Source organism: Rhizobium indigoferae, from assembly GCF_034554815.1.
GTDB lineage: Bacteria > Pseudomonadota > Alphaproteobacteria > Rhizobiales > Rhizobiaceae > Rhizobium > Rhizobium leguminosarum.
In genome coordinates this window covers 33,160-51,878 of record NZ_CP140639.1, presented here as the reverse complement: position 1 = coordinate 51,878, position 18,719 = coordinate 33,160, and the positions used below count along the sequence as shown (strand labels likewise).

Genomic DNA, 18,719 nt, shown 5'->3' with positions numbered 1-18,719 from the left:
CACTTTGGCAGGCGATGAAAGGCCTTCCTCCAACGGATTAGAGCAGATCCTGCGCTCGATGAATCGATTGTGAGGTGACGTGGCGCGGCGAAGCTGATTCAACATCCACAGCGGAGAGGTGGATGATGGCACGAGCACTGAGCGATGATCTTCGGTTACGCGTATTGAAAGCGTCTGCGGCGGGCATGTCTGCACGGCAGGCTGCCGCCTTGGGTTGGGATTTCGACGGCAATCCGCTGGATCGCAAGGGCCAGCGATGGTGAACCGTCATCCCGGCCGCAAGGTTGGCGACGGTCCTCGAGCTTGGATGCACACGAGGCGTTCGTTGTCGAGATGATCGACGATCGCAAGGACGTGACGCTCGACGAAATGGTCGAGCGTCTGTGCGTTGAGCGGCAGGTCGGCATCAGCCGGAGTGCGATCGGTGCTTGGCTGCGACGCCGCCGGTGGACGTTTAAAGGAAGTCCGCACATGCATTGGAGCAGGATCGACTGGATGTCCTGAAGCGCCGGCGAGCCTGGTTTGATGGCCAGCTCGATCTCGATCCGGAAAAGCTGATCTTTATAGACGAGACCGGACCGTCGACCAAAATGGCGCGCCTGCGCGGACGCGCAATTCGAGGCGAGCGTTGTCGAGCAGGCGTGCCGCACGGCCATTGGAAAACAACGACGTTCACCGGTGCGCTGCGCCTCACAGGCATGACCGCCCCCTTCGTCTACGACGGAGCAATGAACGGCAATGTCTTCCGGGCATATGTCGAGCAGGTGTTGCTGCCAACCTTTCGGACCGGGGACGTCGTGGCGATGGATAATCTGCCTGCGCACAAAACAGCCAGTGTGCGCGATGCCAGTCCTGACTTCAATCCCATTGAGAACGCATTCTCGAAATTGAAGGCCATGTTGCGGGCTCGGGTAGAGCGAAAGATCGACGCTTTGTGGCCTGCGGTGGGCGCCTTGATGCCCCGCTTCACGCCGGCAGAATGCGCCAACTACTTCAAGGCCGCAGGATATGACCCAGATTAAACAGCATCTGCTCTAGAATTTCACGCTTGGACGTTGGGTGGGTACGCGAGTGCCAGTGGTTTCAGTCGGGCGAATAGAGAGCGATCTAAACCCCGCTGCAAACTCCAGCGGGATCTTCCTCGGGGAAAACTATCACGGTCAACGGGTATCGCCCTTACGGCGGTTCACCGAGCTCCAGCATGCCAAACCCAATGGAGCGAGTGATTGAGCTCGATGTTGCGGTCGTTCAGACGCGAACGGTGCCTGCCGGCGCAAAGGCGGATACAGCGGCACTCACATCGCGGAGAATGAACACGCCTTGCCACGATCGCGGCAGGCTATGCCGGCGCAGAGCCTAAGCGGTCGCGGTGGCGCCTGCCGGTTGTAGGACAGGTTTCCATTGACAGATCACGAGCCTCCGGCAAACCCGGCGCGGTTCAGCACAGCATTTTTGTTCCTTTTGTGAGTGGGCTCGGAACATTGAACAGACGGGATAAGCGGCTTCGGGTCAGTGAGCCGTGAGCTCATGTATCCAGCTTTGCAGTCCCTAAGTTCTTCGAACAAAAGATGTGCCGCACGTACCCAGTACATCTTTGAGCTCTAAAGGCCGCCCATACACAGGTATTTCATATCTACGTAGTCTTCCAGGCCATGTCGCGAACCCTCGCGTCCTATGCCGGATTGCTTGACGCCGCCGAACGGCGCGGCCTCGGAGGACATGCGGCCGGTGTTGATGCCAACCATGCCATATTCCAGCGCTTCAGCGACGTGCCAGACCCGCTTGAGGTTGGAAGCGTAGAAGTAGGCCGCCAAGCCGTAGATTGTATCGTTCGCATCGCGAACCACGTCATCGGGGTCGTCGAAGCGAAAGAGTGGTGCAAGCGGTCCGAACGTCTCTTCCTGGGCCACACGCATGGTTTTGTCGACGTCCGTGATCACAGTTGGTTCGAAGAATGTTCCAAAGGATGCAGAGCGGCGACCGCCACAGCGAACCCTTCCCCCCTTCTGCACCGCATCCGTGATGTGCAGTTCAATCTTTGTGAGTGCGTCCTCGTTGATCAACGGACCAATCGTGACATTAGGATCAAACCCGTCTCCGACCTTGAGCAACCGCACGCGCTCGGTGAACTTCTCCGCAAATTTAGCATAGACTCGAGACTGAACGTAAATCCGATTGGCGGATACGCAGGTCTGTCCCGCGTTGCGGAATTTAGCCTGGATCGCTCCGTCAACCGCAGCATCGATCTCGGCGTCCTCGAAGACGATAAAAGGGGCGTTGCCGCCGAGTTCGAAGCTGATACGCTTTATCTGGTCAGAGCACTGGCGCATGAGCAACCGGCCGACCTCTGTCGAACCGGTAAAACTAATTTTCCGCACCTTAGAATTGGAGCAGAGCTCGCGGCCAATCACGTCACCTTCCGACGCATAGATTAGATTCAATACACCATGGGGGAAGCCAGCCAGTCTTGCCAGGTTGAACATGGCCGCGGCGATTAGTGGCGTCTGCTCAGCGGGCTTGAGGACGACGGTACAACCGGCAGCAAGAGCCGGCGAAATCTTGCGTGCCACCATTGAGGCTGGAAAGTTCCAGGGGGTGATTGCGCCGACCACACCAACCGGCTGCTTGACGACCAGCATTCGTCGATCAATCGATGGAGCCGGAATGGTTTCGCCATAAATGCGGTTAGCTTCCTCAGCATACCATTGCACATAGGCGGCCGCATGCAAAACTTCTGATTTCGCCTCTGCCAGCGGCTTTCCCATCTCCGCGGTCAGGATAGCCCCTAGATCGTCGCTGTGTTCAAGAATCAGCCGGTGCCAGTTCCACAACAAATTTGATCGCGCGCGAGCGGTCAGCCCAGCCCACGCTTCTTGCGCGGCGTGAGCTCTTTCAATGGCGAGCCGAGCATCATCGGCACTCATGTCCGGTACTTCGGCCAGCAATTCTCCGGTGGAGGGGTTCAGCACGGCGAATCTCTTGCGTAGATCCGCGGACGAAGAACCAAGGTCATTGGCAAGATCACGGAATAGCTCCGGTCGTTTCAGGCGACGCGTCAATGCTGTCGTTAGTGTCATTCCTCGTCCTCCGGGTGTGCCCCGATCATGTCTCTTCCCGTCCGTCCAGAACAGCAAAACCGGAGCGATGACGGTCAGCGCCCCGGCTACATGCCTTGCTGTTGTGGTCGATCAAACCAGGGAAATGACAGCTTCGATCTCGACCTTCGCGCCTTTTGGAAGGGCCTTTACCTCGTAGCATGCGCGAGCGGGAAAGGGGGGTGAGAAAAAGCTCGCGTAAACGCGGTTGACCTCGATGAAGTCACCAAGGTCGGTGAGCAATACGGTCGTCTTGACCGTCCTCGACAATTTAGTACCGGCGGCTTTAGCGATCGCCTGAAGGTTGCTCAGGCACTGCTCGGTCTGCTCCACGGCGTATACGGAATTGAACTCGCCTGTGGCCGGATCAATTGGTAGCTGGCCCGAAACAAAGAGTAGATCGCCGGCCTTGATTGCTTGTGAGTATGGGCCGACGGCTCCAGGAGCGTCGGTCGTGGAAATTTGTTCAATCAAAGTTTTATCCTCCGTGAGGTTTCTGACAGTGGTTTAGGCGTAGCGGCTAACCGCCAGGTCAGTTGCGTCGATTTCGGGCTTTCGACCGGACACGAGATCAGCGATGACTCGGGCCGAGCCAGAGCTCATCGTCCAACCGAGTGTGCCGTGTCCGGTGTTGAGGAAGAGGCCCGCGATCTTGGTGTGACCAATCGTCGGCGTTCCATCCGGTGTCATCGGGCGAAGACCCGACCAGAATGTCGCCTCTTTTACATCGCCACCGGGAAAAAGATCCATGACGGAATGCTCGAGGGTGCTCCGGCGGGCTAGGCCCAGGTCGTTCGTATAGCCGGAGATTTCTGCCATGCCCCCGACACGGATACGGTCACCAAGACGCGTAATCGCGATCTTGTAGGTCTCGTCCATGATCGTCGATTCCGGCGCCCGCGAGGGGTCAGTGATAGGGATCGTCAGGGAGTAGCCCTTGACCGGATAAACTGGGAGCTTGATGCCGTGGCATTTGAGAAGTAACGGGGAGTAGCTGCCGAGTGCCACGACAACCGCATCTGCTGGTATCATTTCCCCGTTTGTGACAACACCGCGGACACGAGCGGCCTCGATATCCAAGCCCCTTATTTCCGCACCCCAGGAGAACCGAACTCCAAGCTGCTCTGCCTTTGTGGCAAGCGCACTGGTGAACTTGAAGCAATCGCCGGTTTCGTCTTTCGGTGTTAGCAGGCCGCCGACAATCTTGTCACGGACATACGTAAGCGCCGGCTCAATGCGAGCGCAGGCATCACGATCGACTACCTCGTAGGGAATGCCGTCGGCTGCAAGCGCCTTGACGTCCTTGGCGGAGGCATCGAGCTGTGCCCGTGTGCGGAAGAGTTGCAGCGTTCCCTGCATACGTTGGTCGTACTCGATGGCTGTCTCGTTGCGCAGAGCAGCGAGGGCGATACGGCTGTAGTCGGCCAGCCGCAGCATGCGGCTCTTGTTGAGAGCATAGCGCTCGGAAGTGCAGTTCGATAGCATCTTTAAGAGCCATGACAGCATGGCGCCATCAATCTTAGGCCGCAGGATCAACGGCGCATGTTTCATGAATAGCAATCTCAAGGCCTTCATCGGAATACCTGGCGCTGCCCAAGGCGAGCAGTATCCGAAGGAAACTTCGCCTGCATTGGCAAAGCTTGTCTCAAGCGCCGGACCTTTCTGCCTGTCGACAACGGTGACTGTGTGACCAGCCTTTGCCAGCTGGTAAGCGGAGGTGACGCCAACAATGCCGGCGCCTAGAACGATGACCCTCATAATGACCCCAATAGATGAACCCACAGCTCCTGACGATATTGCCTATGGTAGCGGTCGTCGAGGCAACGGCCAAAGCCATTTCCTCTCGATGCAGCCGTGTCTGTCGGTCATTCTTGCGGACGTTCATTCGGAGTGATCCTGGAAAATCGAGGTGTAGTAACTCCGGTCTCCGGATGGACAACCTCCTCAAAGCTCGCATCTAGCCGACAATGGCACCCTCGAAATGGCAACTGAGATAGAAATTGACCGGTCGCACCGGCCTTTTCAACAATGGATAGCAATTGGTCGATATGACTCAGCTTAGACAGCGCTCAGAATCCAGTTCGAGATATCGGACTTCGGCTTTGCACCGACGAAGATATCGACAAGTTCGCCGCGCTTGAAGATTGCAAGGGTCGGAATAGACTCTACCCCGTACAGCGCGGCGAGTTCTGGGTTCTCATAGGCATTCAGCTTGGCGAATTTGACCTTTCCTTCGAACTCGACGGCGAGTTCTTCGAGGACCGGAGCAATTATCTTGCAGGGGGGGCACCCATCGCCCCAGAAATCGACCAGAACAGGTTTTTCGGATTCCAGAACTTCTGACTGAAAGTTCTCTTTATCAACTTCAAAGACGGACATGGGTGGCTCCTTCAAATTAGGGTGTCATGTGATTGTGCAATCTCAATATGATGATGTCGCCGAATGTTACGCTCCTTTCTGTCATTAGGCGGAATAGTACATCTGGAACTCAACCGGATGCGGGGTTGTCTCCAAGAGAGTGATCTCTTCCATTTTCAGCTTGATATAGCTGTCGATCAAATCGTCGTCGAACACGCCACCGGCCTTGAGGAACGCGCGGTCGTTGTCGAGGCTTTCGACTGCTTCGCGCAACGAGCCACAGACGGTTGGAATTTTTGACTTTTCGCACCGCGGCAGTTCGTAGAGGTCTTTGTCGATCGCTGGGCCGGGATCGATCTTGTTCAGGATGCCATCAAGACCGGCCATCTGGATGGCCGCGAAGGCGAGATAGGGATTAGCGGCCGGATCCGGGAAGCGGACTTCCACACGCTTTTCTTTCGGATTGGAGCCAGACGGAATACGGCAGGCGGCCGAGCGGTTGCGGGCCGAATAGGCAAGCGACACAGGAGCTTCGTAACCCGGGACGAGACGCTTGTAGGAGTTCGTCGACGGATTGGTGAAGGCGCAGAGCGCTTTGGAATGCTTGAAGATCCCGCCGATATAGAAAAGGCAGGTCTCGGAGAGGCCAGCATATTCGTCGCCAGCAAAGATCGGCTTGTCGCCCTTCCACAACGATAGGTGCACGTGCATGCCCGAGCCATTCACACCAATGACCGGCTTCGGCATGAATGTCGCCGTCTTGCCGTAAAGTTCAGCGACATTGCGGACGCAATATTTGTAGATCTGCATCTCGTCGGCGCAGCGAACCAGGGTGTTGAAGTTCGTGCTGATCTCGTGCTGGGCAGGAGCCACTTCGTGGTGGTGCTTTTCGACTGTCACACCCATCGATCTTATGTGTGCTGACATCTCGCTGCGCATTTCTTGACCAGAATCCTGCGGCGGCGTTGACATATAGCCGGCCTCCGTCTGGATGCGGTGGCCGAGATTACCTCCTTCGTAAGACTTATCACCGTTGATCCGCAGCTCCGCGGAATCGAGCTTGAAGCCGGTGTTGTAGGGATCGGCCTGATACTTGACGTCGTCGAAGACGAAGAATTCGGGCTCGGCACCCACATTCACCTTGTCGGCGATTCCAGTCGTCCGCAGGTAAGTCTCAGCCTTTTCGGCTATGCCGCGTGGGTCGCGGTTGTAGCGTTCACCCGTAACAGGTTCGAAAACGTTGCAGAGGATCGTCAGCGTGGACACCGAGAGGAACGGGTCCATCTGGGCGGTCGTCGGATCTGGCATAAGGGTCATGTCGGACTCGTTGATCGCCTTCCAGCCGCGAAAGGACGAACCGTCGATCTTGAGACCTTCAGTCATTATGTCCGTGTCGATTATTGCGACGTCGTATGTCATGTGATTCAACTTGCCGTCCATGTCGGTGAAGCGGAAGTCGATTTCTTCGACGTCGTTATCTTTGATAAGCTTGAGCAGCCTTTTTAGGGGATCCATGGTTGCCTGGTCCTTCTCTGTGTTGATCAGAAGTCAGCTTAACCCGTTGGAGCGGGAGCATTTTCAGTGGGCTTGATGTCGGGACGATTTCTCCTCTCGCCTGTCTCAACACCAATCTTTGCAATTTCAATGCCAAACGGAAAACACTTATAAAACAGGATTTTAACTTTCTGGGACAATGTTTATGGCCCGACATTGTCGGACAAAACCAAACGATTTTGTCGCTGCCACTTCCGTTCACTTGTTTTCCCTCTTCACCAGCAAGCGGCCCTGGCCTCGCGGAATGCACTTTCGGAATTTCGGGCGGTAATCGGCCCAGTTGTCGAGAATCTGCGTGGCACGGGCCGAGCCCGTATAATGCAGATGTTTGGAGATCAGCTGGTAGAGGCGCTCCTCGTCATGGCGCGTCATGTCGTCAGAGACGTCGACGCGTCCCTTGTGCATGAGATCGCCACCGTGATGATGCAGCTTCTCCAGCATGTCGTCCTCCTCGGGCACCGGCTCGAGCTCGACCATCGCCATGTTGCAGCGGCTGGCGAAATCGCCGGTCTCATCGAGCACGTAGGCGACACCGCCGGACATGCCGGCCGCGAAGTTGCGGCCCGTGGCGCCGAGCACGACGACGACGCCACCGGTCATGTATTCGCAGCCATGGTCGCCGACACCCTCGACGATGGCGATCGCGCCCGAATTGCGCACGGCGAAACGTTCGCCCGCCACACCGCGGAAATAGCATTCGCCCTCGGTCGCACCATAAAGCACGGTGTTGCCGACGATGATCGAGTCCTCGGCGACGATCCTCGAATTCTCCGGCGGCCGGATGATGATCTTGCCGCCCGAAAGGCCCTTGCCGACATAGTCGTTGCCGTCGCCGATCAGGTTGAAGGTGACGCCGCGCGCCAGGAAGGCGCCGAAGCTCTGCCCCGCCGTGCCGCGAAGCGTCACGTTGATCGTGTCTTCCTTCAATCCGCAATGGCCGTAACGCTTGGCCACCTCGCCGGAAAGCATCGCGCCCACAGACCGGTTGACGTTCTTGATGCCGACCTCGAAGGCGACGGGCGTCTTGGCCGTCAGTGCCGGCTGCGCCTGCTCGATCAGCACACGATCGAGAATATCGTCGATCGGGTGCTTCTGCCGGCTCGTCCAGAACGTCTCCTGCTTGGGAGCGTCGTCCTTGTGGAAGATGCGGCTGAAGTCGAGGCCCTTCGTCTTCCAGTGGTTCAGCATCTCGTCCTTCTCCAGGAGCTCCGAGGCGCCGGTGATGTCATCGAGCCGGGTGAAGCCCAGCGAGGCGAGGATTTCGCGCACTTCGTTGGCGACGAAGAAGAAATAGTTGATGACGTGCTCCGGCGCGCCCTTGAAGCGCTTGCGCAGCACTGGATCCTGGGTCGCCACACCCACCGAACAGGTGTTGCGATGGCACTTACGACACATGACGCAGCCGGCGGCGATCAGCGGCGCGGTGGCAAAGCCGAACTCGTCGGCTCCGAGCAGCGCTCCGATAATGACATCGCGGCCGGTCTTCAGCCCGCCATCCACCTGCAAGACGACGCGCGAACGCAATCGGTTCCTAACCAGCGTCTGCTGGGTCTCGGCAAGGCCGATTTCCCAAGGACTGCCGGCATGTTTGAGCGAGGTCAGCGGCGCCGCACCCGTGCCACCGTCGGAGCCCGAAATAGTAATATGGTCGGCGCGTGCCTTGGCGACACCGGCGGCGACCGTGCCGACGCCGACTTCCGAGACGAGCTTGACCGAAACATCGGCGGTCGGGGTGACGTTCTTCAGATCGTAGATCAGCTGCTCCAGATCTTCGATCGAATAGATGTCGTGGTGCGGCGGCGGCGAGATCAACGTCACACCCGGGGTCGAATGGCGGGTCTTGGCAATGGTCGCGTCAACCTTGTGACCCGGCAGCTGACCGCCTTCGCCAGGCTTGGCGCCTTGCGCCACCTTGATCTGCAGCACGTCGGCATTGACGAGATATTCGGTGGTCACCCCGAAGCGGCCCGACGCGATCTGCTTGATCGCCGAACGTTCCGGGTTCATCGAACCATCGGCCAGCGGCATGTAGCGGTCGGATTCCTCGCCGCCCTCGCCGGTGTTCGACTTGCCGCCGATCCGGTTCATGGCGATCGCCAGCGTCGTATGCGCCTCCCTGGAAATCGAGCCGAAGGACATCGCCCCCGTCGAGAAACGCCTGACGATATCGGCCGCCGGCTCGACCTCGTCGATCGATATCGGCTTGCGGCCGAGCGCCTCGGCGCTCTTCATCTTGAAGAGCCCGCGGATCGTGTTCATGCGCAGCGCCGAATTGTTCACCATATCGGCGAATTCGCGGTAGCGATCCTCGGCATTGCCACGCACGGCATGCTGAAGGGCGACGACCGCATCCGGCGTCCAGGCATGGCTTTCGCCGCCCATTTGTTGAGCATATTCGCCGCCGATGTCGAGCGTCGTGGCAAGAAGCGGATCGGTGCCGAAGGCCGCGTTATGGCGGACGACGGTTTCCGCGGCGATCGCTTCGAGGCCGACGCCTTCGATCTTCGTCGCGGTGCCTAAGAAATACTTGTCGATCAGTTCCGACTGCAGGCCGATTGCATCGAAGATCTGCGCGCCGCAATAAGACTGGTAGGTCGAAATGCCCATCTTCGACATGACCTTCAGGATGCCTTTGCCGACCTCCTTGATGTAACGGCGAACGGCTTCGGAAGCATCCACCTCCTTCGGGAATTCATCCTTGGCATGCATGTCGAGCAGCGTGTCGAAGGCGAGATAAGGGTTGATCGCCTCGGCGCCGTAGCCGGCGAGCAGGCAGAAATGATGGACCTCGCGCGGTTCGCCGGTCTCGACGACGAGACCGACCGAGGTGCGCAGCCCCTTGCGGATCAGATGGTGATGCACGGCAGCAGTGGCGAGCAACGCGGGAATGGCGATCCGGTCCGGCCCGATCTGGCGGTCGGAGAGCACGATGATGTTATAGCCGCCCTTGACGGCCGCTTCCGCGCGCTCGCAGAGCCGGTCGAGCATCTCGGGCATGCCTTCGGCGCCACGCTCAATATCATAGGTGAAATCGAGCGTCTTGGTGTCGAAACGGTCGGTCGAGCGGATCTTCTCGAGATCGCCATTGGTCAGGATCGGCTGGCGAACCTTGAGCCGCTTGGTATTCGGCGCCCCCTCATGGTCGAGAATGTTCGGACGCGGCCCGATGAAGGAATCCAGGCTCATGACCAGTTTCTCGCGGATCGGGTCGATCGGCGGGTTGGTCACCTGCGCGAATCTCTGCTTGAAATAGTCGTAAAGCAGCTTCGGCTTTTCCGACATCGCCGAGATCGGCGTATCCATGCCCATCGAACCGAGAGCCTCTTCGCCGTTGATGACCATGGGCTTCAAGACCATCGCCAGGTCCTCCGCAGTGTAGCCGAAGGCCTGCTGGCGGTTGAGCAGCGACACGTCGCGGCGCAGCGCCCGCGGCTCCACCGGCTTCAGGTCTTCGAGGATGAGCTGGGTGCGGTTGAGCCAGCTGGGATAGGGATGGGCCGTCGCCAGTTGCGACTTCACCTCGTCGTCGGAGATGATGCGTCCTTCTTCCATATCGATCAGCAGCATCTTGCCCGGCTGCAGGCGCGATTTCTGGATGATCTTCTCCTCCGGAACCGGCAGCACGCCGGCTTCGGACGCCATGATGACGCGGTCGTCATCGGTGACGAAGTAGCGCGCCGGCCGCAAGCCGTTGCGGTCGAGCATGGCGCCGATCTGCTTGCCGTCGGTGAAGGCAACGGCAGTCGGTCCGTCCCATGGTTCCATCAGCGCCGCATGATATTCGTAGAACGCCTTGCGTTCGGCCGCCATCGACTGATTGCCGGCCCAGGCTTCCGGGATCAGCATCATCACCGCATGCGCCAGCGGATAGCCGCCGCGCACCAGGAATTCGAGTGTGTCGTTGAGAAAGGCGGTGTCCGACTGCCCCTCGTAGGAGATCGGCCAGAGCTTGGAGATGTCCTCGCCGAACAGCGGCGAGGAGACCGAGGCCTGGCGGCGCGCCTCCATCCATTTGACGTTGCCGCTCAGCGTGTTGATCTCGCCGTTATGGGCGACCATGCTGTAGGGATGCGCGAGCTTCCATGACGGGAAGGTGTTGGTCGAGAAGCGCTGGTGCACCAGGGCGACCGCGCTTTCGAAGCGCGGATCAGACAGGTCCTTGTAATAGGCATCGACTTGATCGGCCAGGAACATGCCTTTGTAGACGACCGTCACCGATGACAACGATACCAGATAGAAATTGCTCTCCTCGCCGTCGAACTCGTCATTGATGCGGTGGGAGATTACCTTGCCCAGCTTGAACAGTTGGCGCTCGAACTCGTCGTTGTTTTCGGCATCCTCGCCGGCGCCGATGAAGACCTGCACATGATGCGGCTCGGTTTCGGCAATGGCCGGCGCCTTGGAGAGCGAGGAATTGTCGACGGGCACGTCGCGGAAGCCGATGAAGACCAGACCTTCCTCGGGGGTGACGTCCTTGATCACCTTCTGGAAGTGCTCGATCTGCTTTTCGTCGCGCGGCATGAAGATATGGCCGACGCCATATTCGCCGACCGGCGGCAGGGTGATGCCCTGCTCGGCCATCTCCTCGCGGAAGAAACGGTCGGGGATCTGCACCAGGATGCCGGCGCCGTCACCCATCAGCGGATCGGCGCCGACGGCGCCGCGATGCGTCAGTCTCTTGAGCATGCCCAGACCATCCATGACGTTCTGGTGCGACCTCTGGCCCTTTATATGCGCGACGAAGCCGAAGCCGCAGGCATCACGCTCGTTGCGTGGATCGTAGAGGCCCTGGGCACGAGGCTTGATCGCATTGGCAGCAATCTTCTTGGCTGTCGGACTTGAGCTGAATGTTGGCATTGACTTCGCCCCTCTTCTGCTCCTCTTCCCCACCAGCGATGTCGGCGAGGAATATCAGCGGCAATCTCCCGTCGACGGACTGATGACACGCTTCAGCAAGGTCAACATTATTGATTTAACGGTCCGGCGCCGGCTGGCCCTGTCGACGCAAATCTCCTTTCCTAAATTCAGTAACTATCATCTCGAGTGCAGTCCGAAACCTACAGGATCGGGTACGTCAACGCGTCTTCGAAGGAAGGTTCATGTCTCGCTGACCCCTGCATTGAGCCTCTGTCCCATTTTCGGCTTCTAGAGTCAGACGCTCGCGTGGACAGACAGGTCCAGAATGTCCAGACCACGTTGAAGCGTTTGCGCATCAATCGTCAGAGGTGGAAGAAACTTGATAACTTGGTCCTCTGCACCGCATCTCTCTACCACAAGCCCCTCATCAAAGGCTTTGCGAACGATCCTTTCGGCCACGTTGCCTGTAGCGCAGTCGAGCGCCAGCATCAGGCCTCTTCCGCGGACGGATAGATTGTGATTTTGGGTGCTTTGCGCGATCTGCCGCAGGCGCTCGCTCATGATGCTTCCTTTTTCCATGACATCGTCAGATAGATTTTCATTCGCCCAGAACTTTCTCAAAGCGCCCGTCGCTGTCACGAGCGCAAGGTTGTTGCCTCGGAACGTCCCGATGTGCTCTGCCGGCTGCCATACGTCCAACTCGGGCTTGAGCAGCAAAAGGGACAGCGGCAGCCCAAAGCCACTCAGCGACTTCGAGAGAACGATTATGTCGGGCGATATACCGGCGAACTCAAAGCTGAAGAAACTGCCCGTTCTCCCACATCCTGCTTGAATGTCGTCAACGATGAGGAGAATGTCGTTCTTTCTGCAAATTCGCTCGACCGACCGCAGCCACTTCTCGCTCGCGACGTTTATGCCCCCCTCGCCTTGAACGGTTTCCAAAATGATGGCTGCTGGCAGATCTATGCCACTGCTTGCATCCGAAAGCACTTCGTCCAGGTATTCCGACGTGTCTCTATCAGGCCCAAAGTAGCCGTCATAGGGCATGAATACGGCGCCGGCTGGAGGAAGGCCTGCCGCACCGCGGTAATAACGATTACCCGTCACCGCAAGCGCCCCCAGGCTCACTCCATGAAAGCCGTTGGTGAATGAAATTATGCTATGCCGTCCAGTGACCTTGCGTGCGAGCTTTAAAGCAGCCTCCACGGCATTGGCGCCGGTCGGACCGGGGAATTGAAATTTATATTTCAACCCACGTGGGCGCAAAATTGTCGCATCAAAACACTCCATAAACTCTCGTTTGGCTGACGTTGCCATGTCCAATGCATGAATGGTTCCATTCGATTTCACGTATTCCACCGTGGCATTTATCAACTCGGGATCGTTGTGACCGTAGTTGAGAGCGCCCGCGCCGCAGAGAAAGTCGATGTATTTGCAACCCTTCTCGTCCTCGAGAATGGCTCCAACGCCCCTCCTGAATACGGTAGGAAAGGATCGCGAATACGACCTCACGTTCGATTCGAGGTTTTCGAACACCGAAAGCGAGTTGGAGTTGTTGTCAGCGAACACGATCTTACTCCTTTTTGACCGCCGCAATTTCGGTCTCCTGTCACAAGCCAGGTTTCAATCGGAATTCCGGCTTGGCTCAACGGTTATGACCTGGCAACTTTCGTCGTCCGGCCCATTTCTTTCAAGTTTCGTGCCAGTTTGCTTCGTTGTAGTCGACACATATTTAATCTCTGCTATGCCAGCTATTTAGGCGCCCAAATACGGGACTGAGAGAAGCAGGCATGTCGCTGAACCTGCAAATTGTCGTGACAATGCCGTACATCGTGTCTCCATGCATGGGTGGCGCTTGTGGCGTGCGGACCTCCTGGGCAAGTTCTTTTATCTTTTTGCTGACTACTTTTAATCAGCAAGGGAGGCGGGTGTGATCGAAGGATTCAGCCGGCTGTTTATCGATTGCGATTTGTCGCCTGCCCAGAAGTGACCACGGCTTGCCTTTGTCAGCCTCTACAATCTGTCAAAACTATCGCACCAAGCCGGGGTATCCGCGACGGAGGTTCTTCCTTGATTCTTTCGGACGCCGCCCAAGCAGCGCCAAGAGGTTCCGTTTCCACTCCCTACAACAGAGCCCTGCGAAGTGCTTCGTGACACTTGTACTCGGCTAGTGTCTTCAGCAATTGCGCTAGCAGGGGCTGCTTCACTTCGTCTTGAAGGGGCAGTCCCTTTACCAAAGTCACAGCCATTTCGACCAACTCCACTGCCACGTCGTTGTTGCCGATCTCATGGAAGAAGTGGGCCATGGCATCATAGTATGCCGCCCTTGAGTGGGCATCTTCCCGCTGACACAGTGCCAGGATGTGCTGGGAGAGCTCCTTGCCCATCGACAAGCGTTCACCAAAGGGAAATCGTGAGTAATCATGCGATGAGTCAAAGAGTTGGTACATCGCTCCAAGAAGCCAGTCTTTTGAGTCCTTCTCAATTGCAAGGCGGACAAATTTGCGTAGCATCAGCCAGCCGGCCTCCATGTCTTGCAATTCGTCAAGTAGCGTGTCCGCATATAACTCGAATAGGTAGAGGCTGTCCGGGATAACACTGACGCCATCGTCAAGAGCCGAAAGTGCCGTCTTCCAATCCTTCGCCTCTATCGCCGCCCAGATGCGACCGATCAATGATTGTTCAGCGGCGTCCATCCCGTTCTCCTTTGTCAGGTCGTTCGCTTCTTCGCTGGTGCGCCAGCTGCGTCAAAATTAGGGAACTTTGCCGTTAACCACGTGTCAGTGAACTCCAGCCTCACCAGCTGTCGCAGCTTCCTCATCTGCTGCAACGCCGATGACCGCGAGTCCCATGTCCTGTAGTTCTCCTGCACCTGCACCTGCACCAGGCGGGCCAGTCCCGGTACACAGGTCCGCACCATGTTGCGAAGAACTCGAGGATATATATCTTGCTGGGCTTGAGGGCCGAAATGAGATTGCCACGCAGCCAGTCCTGCGCTTTAATCGACGGAGGTGAAGAGCCAATGCGCAAATAGCTATGTCTGCACTCCACTGTGTTTTGCATGCCTTCGGTTGGCCCTGAGCTTGCGTCTATGCCGCGTGGCCTTGCGTTAGCGGCCGTCAAGCACTTTCGGCACAGCGTCATCGAGGTCCGTAGGGTCGATAGCGGCGACGTTTCCGTCGCGGTCGACGATGAAAGGGGTAGGCACTTCTGTAGAATGGCTCGGCTCCATCCAGAGCCTGTATTTTTGGCCTGTTAAATCGACCCCTATCCCAAAATTCAGATTTGGGCACGTCCGGTTCAGCCATGCGTCCACATCGGCTCGAGTCTCAGCCACCGTTGAATCGCGTTCAAGTAATACGACACCGATGACGTCAAGACCAACATCTCGGTATTTCTTCTGCAGTTGCCTGAGACGGGGCATCTCGCGCGCGCATGCTGGGCAGGTAGTTGTTATAAACGCGATAATGTAAACTTTGCCACGTTGAAAAGTCTCAAGAGGCTCGCCACGAACCCACTCCAGATCGTTGATTGAGGGTGCTAGGTCTCCTACCTTCAGGTCGGGCATTCTTGGTGCTCCTTGACATGTTCAAACCAACGCGGTTATCCGGCGACGCGGATGCGTCGGCCGTTCCGCCGCCTCGCATAGCTCTCAAGATTCGTGCCAAACAGGCCGATTGAGCTGGCGAACAATAATTCGCTGCGATTCCAGTTATGTGGGCATAAAATACTTCATTGAGAAAACGAACTCCCTGTCGCGTAACCGACAAAGGTAGCGACAATGCCGTAACCCGTGACGTACCCCAGTTAATTAAGACATTTGGAATTTGCCAAATACGACCCCCGACGGGGAGAAGTGATCTGAACCTGATCTGAACCCTTCAAACTGGACCAGTTTTGGTTAGAGTTTTCCGGTGCATTTTCCTGGCTTGGAAAGGAACGGAAGACGATGAAGGCATCGCAGTTTTCAGACGCACAAAAGGCGTTCATTTTGAAACAGGGTGATGAAGGTGTGTCTGTCGCGGAGATCTGTCGCAAGGCGGGGATCAGCCAGGCGACCTATTTCAACTGGAAGAAAAAATACGCCGGCATGTTGCCGCCGGAGATGAAGAAGCTGAAGCAACTCGAGGACGAGAACGCTCGGCTGAAACGGATCGTCGCAGATCTGACGCTCGATCGCGAGATGCTGCAGGACGTCATCCGGCGAAAGCTCTAAGGCCTGCTCGCAAGCGGGAGGTGGTGAAGGGCATGTGCCGCGATTGGGCGATCTCGATCCGGCGTGCCTGTGAGGCGCTGAACTTTGATCGTTCGACCTACCACTACACCTCTCGCCGTGCCGATCAGGCCGGTCTGGAACGTCGTATTCGAGAGATCTGCGAGACGCGTGTCCGTTACGGCTATCGTCGTGTGCATGTGCTGTTGGAACGCGAGGGTTGGGGCACCAACATCAAGCGAACCTATCGCATTTACAAGGACTTGGGTCTTCAACTGCGCAACAAGACGCCGAAGCGGCGAGTCAAAGCCAAGCTGCGGGAGGATCGGCAAATGGCAGTCGGTCCGAACGATGTCTGGGCTATGGACTTTGTTCACGACCAACTCGCGACTGGGAAGAAGCTGCGCGTCTTGACGGTGGTCGATACCTTCTCGCGTTACGTACCGGTGCTTGATCCACGTCACAGCTATCGCGGTGAAGATGTCGTGCAAACCCTGGAACGAGTATGCCGGAAAGTTGGCTATCCGAAGACGATCAGGGTGGATCAGGGGACTGAGTTCGTGTCTCGCGATCTTGACCTTTGGGCCTATGCCAAAGGCGTCACCTTGGACTTCTCACGCCCCGGCAAACCGACCGACAATGCGTTCATTGAAGCGTTCAATGGCCGCTTCCGCGCCGAATGTCTGAACCAGCACTGGTTCCTGACCCTTGCGGATGCCCGCGAAAAGATGGAGGATTGGCGTAGAGAGTATAATGAGTTTCGGCCACATGGTGCGATCGGCAATAAGGTGCCGATCTCGCTGATGAAATCAGGAGGCGCAACCAGCCCGCCTCCCTGAATGAAGCCGGAAACTCAAGCCTCAGCTGGTCCAGAAACCTGGGGCGGTTCAAAAAGCACCGAGGCTCTAGTCGCCGCTGGATGAAAGTTCAGTGGCAGGTCAAAGTCCACGAAGGCCTCAAAATTACGAGCAGATCATTTCTTCTGAAGCTGGCGAAGGATGGGACGCCACTGAAAGGCAGAACTTTCTGAACGATCTGCGCCGGGCTAATGCCCATTAAGCCACTTGTAAGGACGGTGCCACGCTGAAGAGCATTCGAGCAGATCCGTGTTCAATAGGACCGTGCCGCACGACGTGTTGTCAGAAAGTGGCGTTTTCTTTGCCGTCTAAGGGTCTTGGTTGCTGACCGCCTGTGCAGGGGCGAGAGCTTTGTTGACGTCACTGCCACTATCATGACCGACAGCAGAGCAGGAAGTTAACCTTATGTAGGGCACCAGACGAGGCGCGAATCACAGCGCTTTGCGGCAAGTGATCGGAAATTCGTTACGGCCGCTGGCGATAGATATAGGCTATTTGGAACAATAGCCGTAGAAGATACACATGGAATGAGACATCCTTTCGGTTTGTCAGATATTGCACAAAGGGCCAGTACCACTCGTTCGCCCTTCAGAGTGTGACAATCAATTTGCGACATTGTCATCACCTTTGTCGGTTACCTGACAGACGCTCTCTTCCTGAATCCCGCATTTTTTGCGCGCATATAACTGGAATCGCAGCGAATTATTGTTCGTCAGTTCAATCGACCTGCTTGGCACGAATCTTGAGAGCTATTGCGAGGCAGCGGAACGGCCTCCGCATCCGCGTTGCGGGATAACCGCATTGCTTCGAACACATGAAGGAACGCCAAGCATGGCAGCTCTGCGTCAGATCGCATTCTATGGAAAGGGCGGCATTGGCAAGTCCACTACCTCCCAAAACACGCTAGCCGCCCTTGTGGACCATGGGCAGAAGATCCTCATCGTCGGCTGTGACCCTAAGGCTGATTCTACGCGCCTGATCTTGAACTCGAAGGCCCAGGATACGGTTCTTGATCTCGCAGCAACGAGAGGTTCGGTTGAAGATCTTGAACTCGAAGACGTGCTCAAGGTCGGCTATAAAGGGATCAAATGCGTGGAGTCTGGCGGCCCGGAGCCAGGTGTCGGCTGCGCGGGACGCGGCGTTATCACGTCGATCAACTTTCTCGAAGAGAACGGCGCCTACAACGATGTCGACTACGTGTCTTATGACGTGCTCGGTGACGTTGTCTGCGGCGGCTTCGCGATGCCGATCCGTGAAAACAAAGCTCAGGAAATCTATATCGTCATGTCCGGCGAAATGATGGCCCTCTATGCCGCCAACAATATCGCCAGGGGCATTCTAAAATATGCTGCAGGCGGGAGCGTGCGCCTGGGTGGCCTCATTTGTAACGAGCGTCAGACCGACCGCGAAATCGACCTCGCCGAAGCGCTGGCTGCCAAACTAAATTCTAAGCTCATCCATTTCGTGCCACGCGACAACATCGTCCAACACGCCGAGCTTAGAAAGATGACGGTGATCCAATATGCGCCGGACTCTCAGCAAGCGGCCGAGTACCGGACACTTGCCCAAAGAATACATGACAACTCCGGCAAAGGCACCATCCCGACCCCCATCACCATGGAAGAGCTTGAGGACATGCTTCTCGATTTCGGGATCATGAAGACCGACGAGCAGATGCTTGCCGAACTTCAAGCCAGGGATGCCAAGTTGAAAGCTGCCCAGTGATCACACTGACACTAGCGCGCAGCGACATGTAAAGCGCCCGCCATCCCGTGAGGGATGGTT

The 18,719-nt window shown here is 57.1% G+C and carries 11 protein-coding genes and 3 pseudogenes; 5 read left to right on the top strand and 9 right to left on the bottom strand.

From position 1 onward, the window contains the following. Positions 1–125 precede the first annotated feature (125 nt). Both U5G49_RS35520 and U5G49_RS35515 read left to right on the top strand, forming a co-directional pair. Positions 126–1,022: pseudogene (locus tag U5G49_RS35520) on the top strand (IS630 family transposase). Positions 1,023–1,119: 97 nt separating this feature from the next. Further along, positions 1,120–1,406 (top strand): annotated as a pseudogene (locus tag U5G49_RS35515) (alanine racemase C-terminal domain-containing protein); the annotation flags it as partial. A gap of 195 nt (positions 1,407–1,601) precedes the next feature. On the opposite strand, the gene U5G49_RS35510 reads toward U5G49_RS35515, so the two are convergent. The 9 genes from U5G49_RS35510 to U5G49_RS35470 all read right to left on the bottom strand — a co-directional run bounded on the left by U5G49_RS35510 (position 1,602) and on the right by U5G49_RS35470 (position 15,432). Next, a complete protein-coding gene (locus tag U5G49_RS35510; protein ID WP_284199868.1) occupies positions 1,602–3,077 on the bottom strand; it encodes an NAD-dependent succinate-semialdehyde dehydrogenase in 1,476 nt (491 codons plus the stop codon). 111 nt (positions 3,078–3,188) lie between these two features. Beyond that, the gene (locus U5G49_RS35505; RefSeq protein WP_284199867.1) at positions 3,189–3,569 is read right to left on the bottom strand and encodes a RidA family protein; all 381 of its coding nucleotides are present in this window, start codon (positions 3,567–3,569) and stop codon (positions 3,189–3,191) included. A 33-nt stretch (positions 3,570–3,602) separates the two neighbouring features. Further along, on the bottom strand, positions 3,603–4,853 hold the full coding sequence (locus tag U5G49_RS35500; RefSeq protein WP_284199865.1) for a D-amino acid dehydrogenase: 1,251 nt from the start codon (positions 4,851–4,853) through the stop codon (positions 3,603–3,605). Positions 4,854–5,153: 300 nt separating this feature from the next. After that, positions 5,154–5,474, bottom strand: coding sequence for a thioredoxin (gene trxA / locus U5G49_RS35495; RefSeq protein WP_284199864.1), 321 nt, complete (start codon positions 5,472–5,474; stop codon positions 5,154–5,156). A gap of 84 nt (positions 5,475–5,558) precedes the next feature. After that, a complete protein-coding gene (gene glnA / locus U5G49_RS35490) occupies positions 5,559–6,968 on the bottom strand; it encodes a type I glutamate--ammonia ligase (RefSeq protein ID WP_284199862.1) in 1,410 nt (469 codons plus the stop codon). Positions 6,969–7,205: 237 nt separating this feature from the next. Then, a complete protein-coding gene (gene gltB, locus U5G49_RS35485) occupies positions 7,206–11,864 on the bottom strand; it encodes a glutamate synthase large subunit (protein ID WP_284199861.1) in 4,659 nt (1,552 codons plus the stop codon). Between the two features lie 294 nt (positions 11,865–12,158). Further along, the gene (gene ectB / locus U5G49_RS35480) at positions 12,159–13,433 is read right to left on the bottom strand and encodes a diaminobutyrate--2-oxoglutarate transaminase (protein WP_193444976.1); all 1,275 of its coding nucleotides are present in this window, start codon (positions 13,431–13,433) and stop codon (positions 12,159–12,161) included. A gap of 554 nt (positions 13,434–13,987) precedes the next feature. Next, positions 13,988–14,560 carry a hypothetical protein gene (locus tag U5G49_RS35475; RefSeq protein WP_193444975.1) on the bottom strand — a complete coding sequence of 191 codons (573 nt, stop codon included), beginning with the start codon at positions 14,558–14,560 and terminating at the stop codon, positions 13,988–13,990. 413 nt (positions 14,561–14,973) lie between these two features. After that, complete coding sequence (locus U5G49_RS35470; protein WP_193444974.1) at positions 14,974–15,432, bottom strand: TlpA disulfide reductase family protein; 459 nt, start codon at positions 15,430–15,432, stop codon at positions 14,974–14,976. A 381-nt stretch (positions 15,433–15,813) separates the two neighbouring features. Between U5G49_RS35470 and U5G49_RS35465 the strand changes: the two are divergent. The 3 genes and pseudogenes from U5G49_RS35465 to nifH form a co-directional block, all read left to right on the top strand. Further along, a pseudogene (locus tag U5G49_RS35465) lies at positions 15,814–15,963 on the top strand (transposase); the annotation flags it as partial. Further along, positions 15,894–16,916 (top strand): IS3 family transposase, encoded by a 1,023-nt coding sequence (locus U5G49_RS35460; RefSeq protein ID WP_322790970.1) that lies wholly within the window; start codon positions 15,894–15,896, stop codon positions 16,914–16,916. The pseudogene U5G49_RS35465 and the gene U5G49_RS35460, both read left to right, overlap by 70 nt. Before the next feature lie 849 nt (positions 16,917–17,765). Further along, positions 17,766–18,659: a nitrogenase iron protein gene (gene nifH, locus U5G49_RS35455; RefSeq protein ID WP_105009837.1), complete on the top strand. Its 894-nt coding sequence runs from the start codon at positions 17,766–17,768 to the stop codon at positions 18,657–18,659. The last annotated feature ends 60 nt before the right edge of the window (positions 18,660–18,719 follow it).